6 protein-coding genes are annotated in these 5,814 nt (G+C 53.7%); all 6 read right to left on the bottom strand.

Annotation, left to right across the window (positions count from 1 at the left end; translation table 11 throughout):
* Nucleotides 1–569 (bottom strand): SagB/ThcOx family dehydrogenase (locus F8I07_RS05210; RefSeq protein WP_292656635.1); only part of this gene is annotated, 569 nt, incomplete at its 3' end.
* Between the two features lie 176 nt (nt 570–745).
* A complete protein-coding gene (gene leuC, locus F8I07_RS05205) occupies nt 746–2,029 on the bottom strand; it encodes a 3-isopropylmalate dehydratase large subunit (RefSeq protein WP_292656632.1) in 1,284 nt (427 codons plus the stop codon).
* A gap of 183 nt (nt 2,030–2,212) precedes the next feature.
* On the bottom strand, nt 2,213–2,920 hold the full coding sequence (locus F8I07_RS05200) for a Crp/Fnr family transcriptional regulator (protein ID WP_292656629.1): 708 nt from the start codon (nt 2,918–2,920) through the stop codon (nt 2,213–2,215).
* Nucleotides 2,921–2,990: 70 nt separating this feature from the next.
* Nucleotides 2,991–3,731 (bottom strand): uroporphyrinogen-III C-methyltransferase, encoded by a 741-nt coding sequence (gene cobA, locus F8I07_RS05195; protein WP_292656626.1) that lies wholly within the window; start codon nt 3,729–3,731, stop codon nt 2,991–2,993.
* 160 nt (nt 3,732–3,891) lie between these two features.
* A complete protein-coding gene (locus F8I07_RS05190; protein WP_292656623.1) occupies nt 3,892–5,019 on the bottom strand; it encodes a radical SAM protein in 1,128 nt (375 codons plus the stop codon).
* A partial coding sequence (locus F8I07_RS05185) for a cytochrome D1 domain-containing protein (RefSeq protein ID WP_292656621.1) occupies nt 5,020–5,814 on the bottom strand: 795 nt, incomplete at its 5' end.

The following is a 5,814-nucleotide window of genomic DNA, read 5'->3' as shown; positions in this document are numbered from 1 at the left end:
GTGTAGTTTCGCCCCCACAGCAGCGCCGCCGCCTCACTGCTGCCCAATAGATGCCCCGCATCCAGCAGTACGTAGCGGAAGGCCCGATCACGATACTTCCAGCTTGAGCGCCAGTAGATCCCACTGACAAACAGAATCAGTCCCCGGCGACGGCGGGGGTCCTCCAGGGCCGCCTCCAGGCCTTCGTTTCCGTCGATGGGGCGCAGCAAGACCGCCGAAGAGCTCGCCACCTCCAGATGGTAGATCCCGTCTTCAAACCCCTCCACCCCCCGGGCCTGAAAATAGACCTCGTTGGGATAGAGGGCCCCGGCGCTGGGGTTGGTCTGCAGATAATACTCCACCCCCGGATAACTCTTTTTGGCGGTGATCCCCGCGATTCGGTAGAGAAAACGCTTTACCGGCGTCTCGTCCAGGAGCGAAACCCTGGGCAGCTCCGCCGGATAGCGTTTGTAGACCGAAGGCTGGGTCGACCAGTCGAGGCCCCCGGACCGTTGCCGGACGGAGAGCCAACTGTGCTTCGTCATCTCGTGATAGGCGTCTGTAGGGGAAAGGGGATGAAATCTTTTCATGAGTTGCTCCAAAAATTTACTTTAACCAAAAATATTCAACGTTGATAAAAAGAAATGCTTAGTTATCGAATATAGCCTGGAGCAGAACAATTCTCTTGAAGTTTGAATATAGCGATCACCCGACGATACGGTTCCCAATCACCAATGACTAATGACCAATAACCGCGCCTATGGCGCTATCCAATCTCTCTCGGATCGCTGACGTATCCGGCGATGGCGCTGGCGGCGGCCACAGCGGAGTTGGCCAGGTAGATTTCGCTGGTGCGGGCTCCCATGCGGCCGACGAAGTTGCGGTTGGTGGTGCTCACGCACTTCTCTCCGTCGCCCAGGATCCCCATGTAGCCCCCCAGACAGGCCCCGCAGGTGGGGTTGGAGACGACGGCGCCCGCTTCGATGAGGGTATCGATGAGTCCCTCTTTTTCGGCCTGCATGAAGATCCGCTGGGTCGCGGGAGTGACGATCATCCGGGTGTGGCGGGCGACCCGCTTGCCCTTGACGATCTCGGCGGCGATGCGCAGATCCTCCAACCGTCCGTTGGTACAGCTGCCGATCATCACCTGATCGACTTTGATCTTGTCGGCAACCGCCTGCTCCACCGGCTTGCCGTTGCTCGGCAGAAAGGGGTAGGCGATGACGGGGGAGAGCTTACCCACGTCGATGGTGATCGTTTGGCAATACTCGGCATCGGGATCGGAGGTGTAGATCTTGGGCTCGGCCCGCAGTCCGCCGTTGGCCTCGGTCCGCTCCTTCAGGTAGACTTCGGTGATCTCGTCCACGGCGATGATCCCGTTTTTGGCCCCCGCTTCGATGGCCATGTTGCACATACTGAAACGGTCATCCATCTGCAGATACTGCAACGCTTCGCCGGTGAACTCCAGCGCCTTATAGAGCGCCCCGTCGACGCCGAGAATGCGGATCACCTCCAGGATGATGTCCTTGCCGTAGATATGGGGGCCGGGTTTGCCCACGAGCTCGACCTTGATGGTCTCGGGGACCTTGAACCAGTTGCCCCCGGTGATGATGGCGAAGCTGATGTCGGTGCTCCCCATCCCGGTACTGAAAGCCCCCAGTGCCCCGTGGGTACAAGTGTGGCTGTCGGCTCCGATGATCACGTCGCCGGGGACGACGAGCCCCTTTTCGGGCAGCAGCGCGTGCTCGATCCCCATGTCCTTCTCGTCGAAAAAATATTTCAGATCGTGTTTGAGGGCGAAATCGCGGCTTATTTTGGCCTGGTTGGCGCTGGCGATATCCTTGGCGGGGATGTAGTGGTCCATGACAATGGCGAAGCCGTCGGGATTGGCCAGCTTCTCGGCTCCGCTCTCCTCGAAAGCCCGGATGGAGATCGGAGTGGTGATGTCGTTGCCGATGACCATGTCGATGTCGACACGGACGATCTCGCCCGCCTTGACGGGACGGCCGGCATGTTCGGAAAAGATCTTTTCGGTGAGGGTCTGACCCATACGCTATCCTTACTGTTTTTTTCCAAAAAAATAGGTCGATTGCACCGTCCACTCTTTTGGGAAGAAGACGGTATCGTTTCGTACCATCTTTTTTGAAACATTCACGGAAAATTTCTAGGGGATTATATCCAATTCACTCCCGCTTTTCAGCGAAAAATTTCCGTATTAAGAGATAAAACGGACTTATGCCATTCCGATCTGTTTTTTGAAATCGGCAAGACAGTTGGTACAGGTTTTTATTTTATTGTTTTCGATCACCGTCTCCAGAGCTTCGGGATCGAGTACCTGGACATGATGCTGTCGATCCACCTCAATGATTCCCTCTTTTTTCATCTTTTTGAAAATACGAGAGAGAGTTTCGGGAGTAAGATTGAGGATGGCGGCAATTTCATTGTATTTAAGTTTGCTGAAAATTTCACTGTTTTCCAGAAGCATTTTCGCAACTTTGGCTTCCGAGGAGTAGATCGTCTCTTTGTGAATCAGGGCCGAAAGGACCATGATTTTGGAGGTCAAAGACTTGATGATCTCCAGTGAAAAATCCTGTTCCCCGAGATTCCGGTAAATGTAATCGTAAGGAACCATAGCGATTTTGCCGTCGGTAATAAATTCGCAGGTTGCGGGAAAAGGCATCTTCTCGAAACAGGCATATTCCCCCACTACTGCCGGCGCATCGAAACGGTTGATCTGGATCTGTGTCCCTTTGGGAGAAGTTTTGTAGAGTTTGACGGTTCCGTCTAAAACAATGTAGAGATACTCTCCTCGATCTCCTTCGTAAAAGACGATACTCTCCCGCCTGTAACTGCGGATCACCGCGTGTTCCCTGATCTCTTCGAGATGTTTCTCGGAAAGTTTGGAAAAGAGTTGAACCTCTCTCAAATCGACCATCGGCATACCCTTTCACCTTCAAACGTGCATTGTAGCAAAGATTTTTTAGTGGAGAGATTATATCCGCCTGTTTTACTCACCTTATTCCATCGGCACTTTCGAACCAACTCAACTCTTTATGCAATTCCACGACACGACCGACAACGATCAAGGCAGGAGTTTGAAGCCCTCTAGCTCTCTCCACGATGGTCTCCAATGTCCCGATGACCGTCTTCTCATCCGGCCAGGTTCCTTTGCTGATAACAGCAATGGGGAAATCTTTGGGTTTGCCGATTTCCAGGAGTTTCTCGACAATATAGTGGAGTCGATGCAGCCCCATGAGAAAGATGATCGTATCGTCACTTTTGTAGTTCTCCCAGGGGATCTGACTCTTCTCTTTAGCCGCTTCATGCCCGGTGACAACCCGAAAACTGACGGTGATCCCCCGATGAGTCACCGGAATCCCCGCATACTCTGGCACGGCAATGGCTGAGGTGACACCGGGAATGAATTCAAACCTGATCCCGCGTTCTCTGAGATAGATCCCTTCTTCTCCTCCCCGGCCAAAAACCAGTGGATCCCCTCCCTTGAGACGGACGACGGTTTCGTGTTCCAGAGCCGCCCGATAGATCACTTCATTGATCTCTTCCTGGGGCAGTGTATGGTGGCTGTCAGCCTTGCCGACGTAGATGAACTCACAGCCGTCTTTCGCTTCGGCAAGGATCTCGGGATTGGCCAGCCGGTCATAGATGATTACATCGGCCTGACGGATGACGCGCAGCGCCTTGACCGTCAGCAGATCGAGGGCGCCGGGACCGGCTCCGGTGAGATAGACCATTCATGCTCCTTCTTCGCCTGCGGCGAAAGTTATTGGTTATTTATTATTTGTTTTTGAGTGCTCTGAAAAAGAGTTTCATATATCCATTTTGCGGGACTGAAGTGCGGACTCCCCAAAAGTGCGCCAAAGCCGCACCCAAAAACACCTCACTCCTCACTCCTCACTCTTCACTTGTTATTTCAGCTCGGCTGAGATAGCACGACGGGTCTTCCGCCCAGAGATCGCCGTGGATCGCCCAGGCGCGGCTACGGCTGCCGCCGTTGCAGATGTCGATGACACTGCAGTCGGCACATTTTCCCGAGAGCTTCCGGGGATGCTCCCGGAGCCGAGTCAGCATCTCATTCTCCCCATCCAACCAGATCTCGCTGAAAGGTTTTTCGGTCATATTCCCGATAACGAAAGGGAAAAAGGGATCGGGTTTGACGTTGCCTTTCCAGTCGATATTGACCAGTTTGCGGCCTGCACTGTTGCCACCCCAGTTTCGCAGCCGCCGCTGCATCTCATCCCGGAGCACGGGATAACGTTCGCCGAACTTCTCCAGAAAAAGGATCGCATCCATCTCCATATTCCCGGTGACGACATCGATCTTTCGCCCCTCCTCATGATACTGAAAGGCTTTGTCGATGATAAATTCAACAAATTTGCGTCGTTCTTCGGGGGAGATATCGATCTTGAGGTTATCCAACCCCCGGCCGCTATAGACCAGGTGGGAGATGTAGATCTTGTCGACGCCGATCTCTTCGGCCAGATCGAAAATATCGTAGAAACTCCCTTTGGTCTCTTCGGTGATCGTAAAGCGGATCCCCGCATTACCGCCGTGCTGCTGAATCAGCGCGATGGCATCGAGACTGCGGCGATAGGCCCCCTCCAGCCCCCGAAAAGCGTCATGGACCGCTTCGATCCCGTCGATACTGATTCCGATATAGTTGAAAGTCTCGATGATCCGGTCGACGTTCTTCTCGTTGACATAGAGGCCGTTGGTGGAGAGGTAGGTGACAATCCCCACCTCTCTCATCGCCTCGGCGATCTCGAAGATATCTTTGCGGATCAGAGGCTCGCCGCCGCTGAAGATCACGAAGCGGATTCCGGCTTTGAGAAGCTCGGGGATAGAGTCCAGGATAAATTCGGTGCTCAGAAAATCTTCGCTGTTGGGATCGGCGTAGCTGTAGCAGTGGCGGCAGGCCAGATTGCAGCGGTTGGTGAAGTTCCAGATGGCGATAGAGCCGTCAAGAGAACGTTCGGGTCTTCCCGCCGTCACCGCGTCGATGAGATTGGAGAGACGAAACACTTAGTGACTCACTTTCCGGATCTTGGGGGCAGGCTCATCCGGCGCTTCAAAGAGGAAGATCCCCGAAGGTTTGGGCACGGGCCACATGAAATGCTTCCACCATTTTTTAGGATCGGGATCGGAGACCCGGTAGGCTAGCACCTCGTTTTTGGTATTGACACTGAAGTAGAGATGGGGGGTATCTTTGGACCAGCGCAGATGCAGGATCCATCCCGGAAATTTGAAAGTCCGGGCGATTTGGAAGGTTTTGGTATCGATGATCTGCACATAGGGGAAGTCTTTGCCGCTGAAAGAGACAGCCAGCCACTTTTTGTTGGGGCTGATGGCGGTAAAGACGGGGTTACCCTTGACGGCAATGGCCGTGACCGGCTTGAAATCGTGGTCGAAGACAAAGACTTTGCGTGCCCCCACAGCAGGGATGAAGAAATAGTTCTGAGAAATGCTCCAGAAACCGAAATGGGGGACCTTGAGGATCCGCTCCTTCTGCCCCAGATTCAGGGGAATCTTTTTGTACTCCATCGTGTCGAGATTGAGCAGTCCGACATCGGGAGAGTTGAAGAGCCCGGCAACGTAGAGATTCTTGTGGATCATCGCGTCAAAGGGGACTTTGCCGATATTTTCGAACTTTTTGTAGAGAACGAAACGGGGTTTGCCCTTGCCGGCATTCTCATCCTTCATCACCCAGATCTGATCGGCATCCATCAGTTCGAAAATGAGGTAGTTTTTGTAGTTCTTGATTCCCACGTTGCGGCTGCCGGTTTTGATGGTCTGGATCGGGTTGAGATCCCGATCGAG

This window comes from Nitratifractor sp. (assembly GCF_015487065.1).
Lineage (GTDB): Bacteria > Campylobacterota > Campylobacteria > Campylobacterales > Sulfurovaceae > Nitratifractor.
The sequence above is the reverse complement of the archived record's forward strand: the minus strand, read 5'-3'. Positions and strand labels throughout refer to the sequence as shown.

Excerpts from the sequence above, each read along its gene's own strand:
- cobA (WP_292656626.1), bottom strand. The coding sequence starts at position 3,731 with ATGGTCTATCTCACCGGAGCCGGTCCCGGCGCCCTCGATCTGCTGACG.
- leuC (WP_292656632.1), bottom strand. The coding sequence starts at position 2,029 with ATGGGTCAGACCCTCACCGAAAAGATCTTTTCCGAACATGCCGGCCGT.
- F8I07_RS05200 (WP_292656629.1), bottom strand. The coding sequence starts at position 2,920 with ATGCCGATGGTCGATTTGAGAGAGGTTCAACTCTTTTCCAAACTTTCC.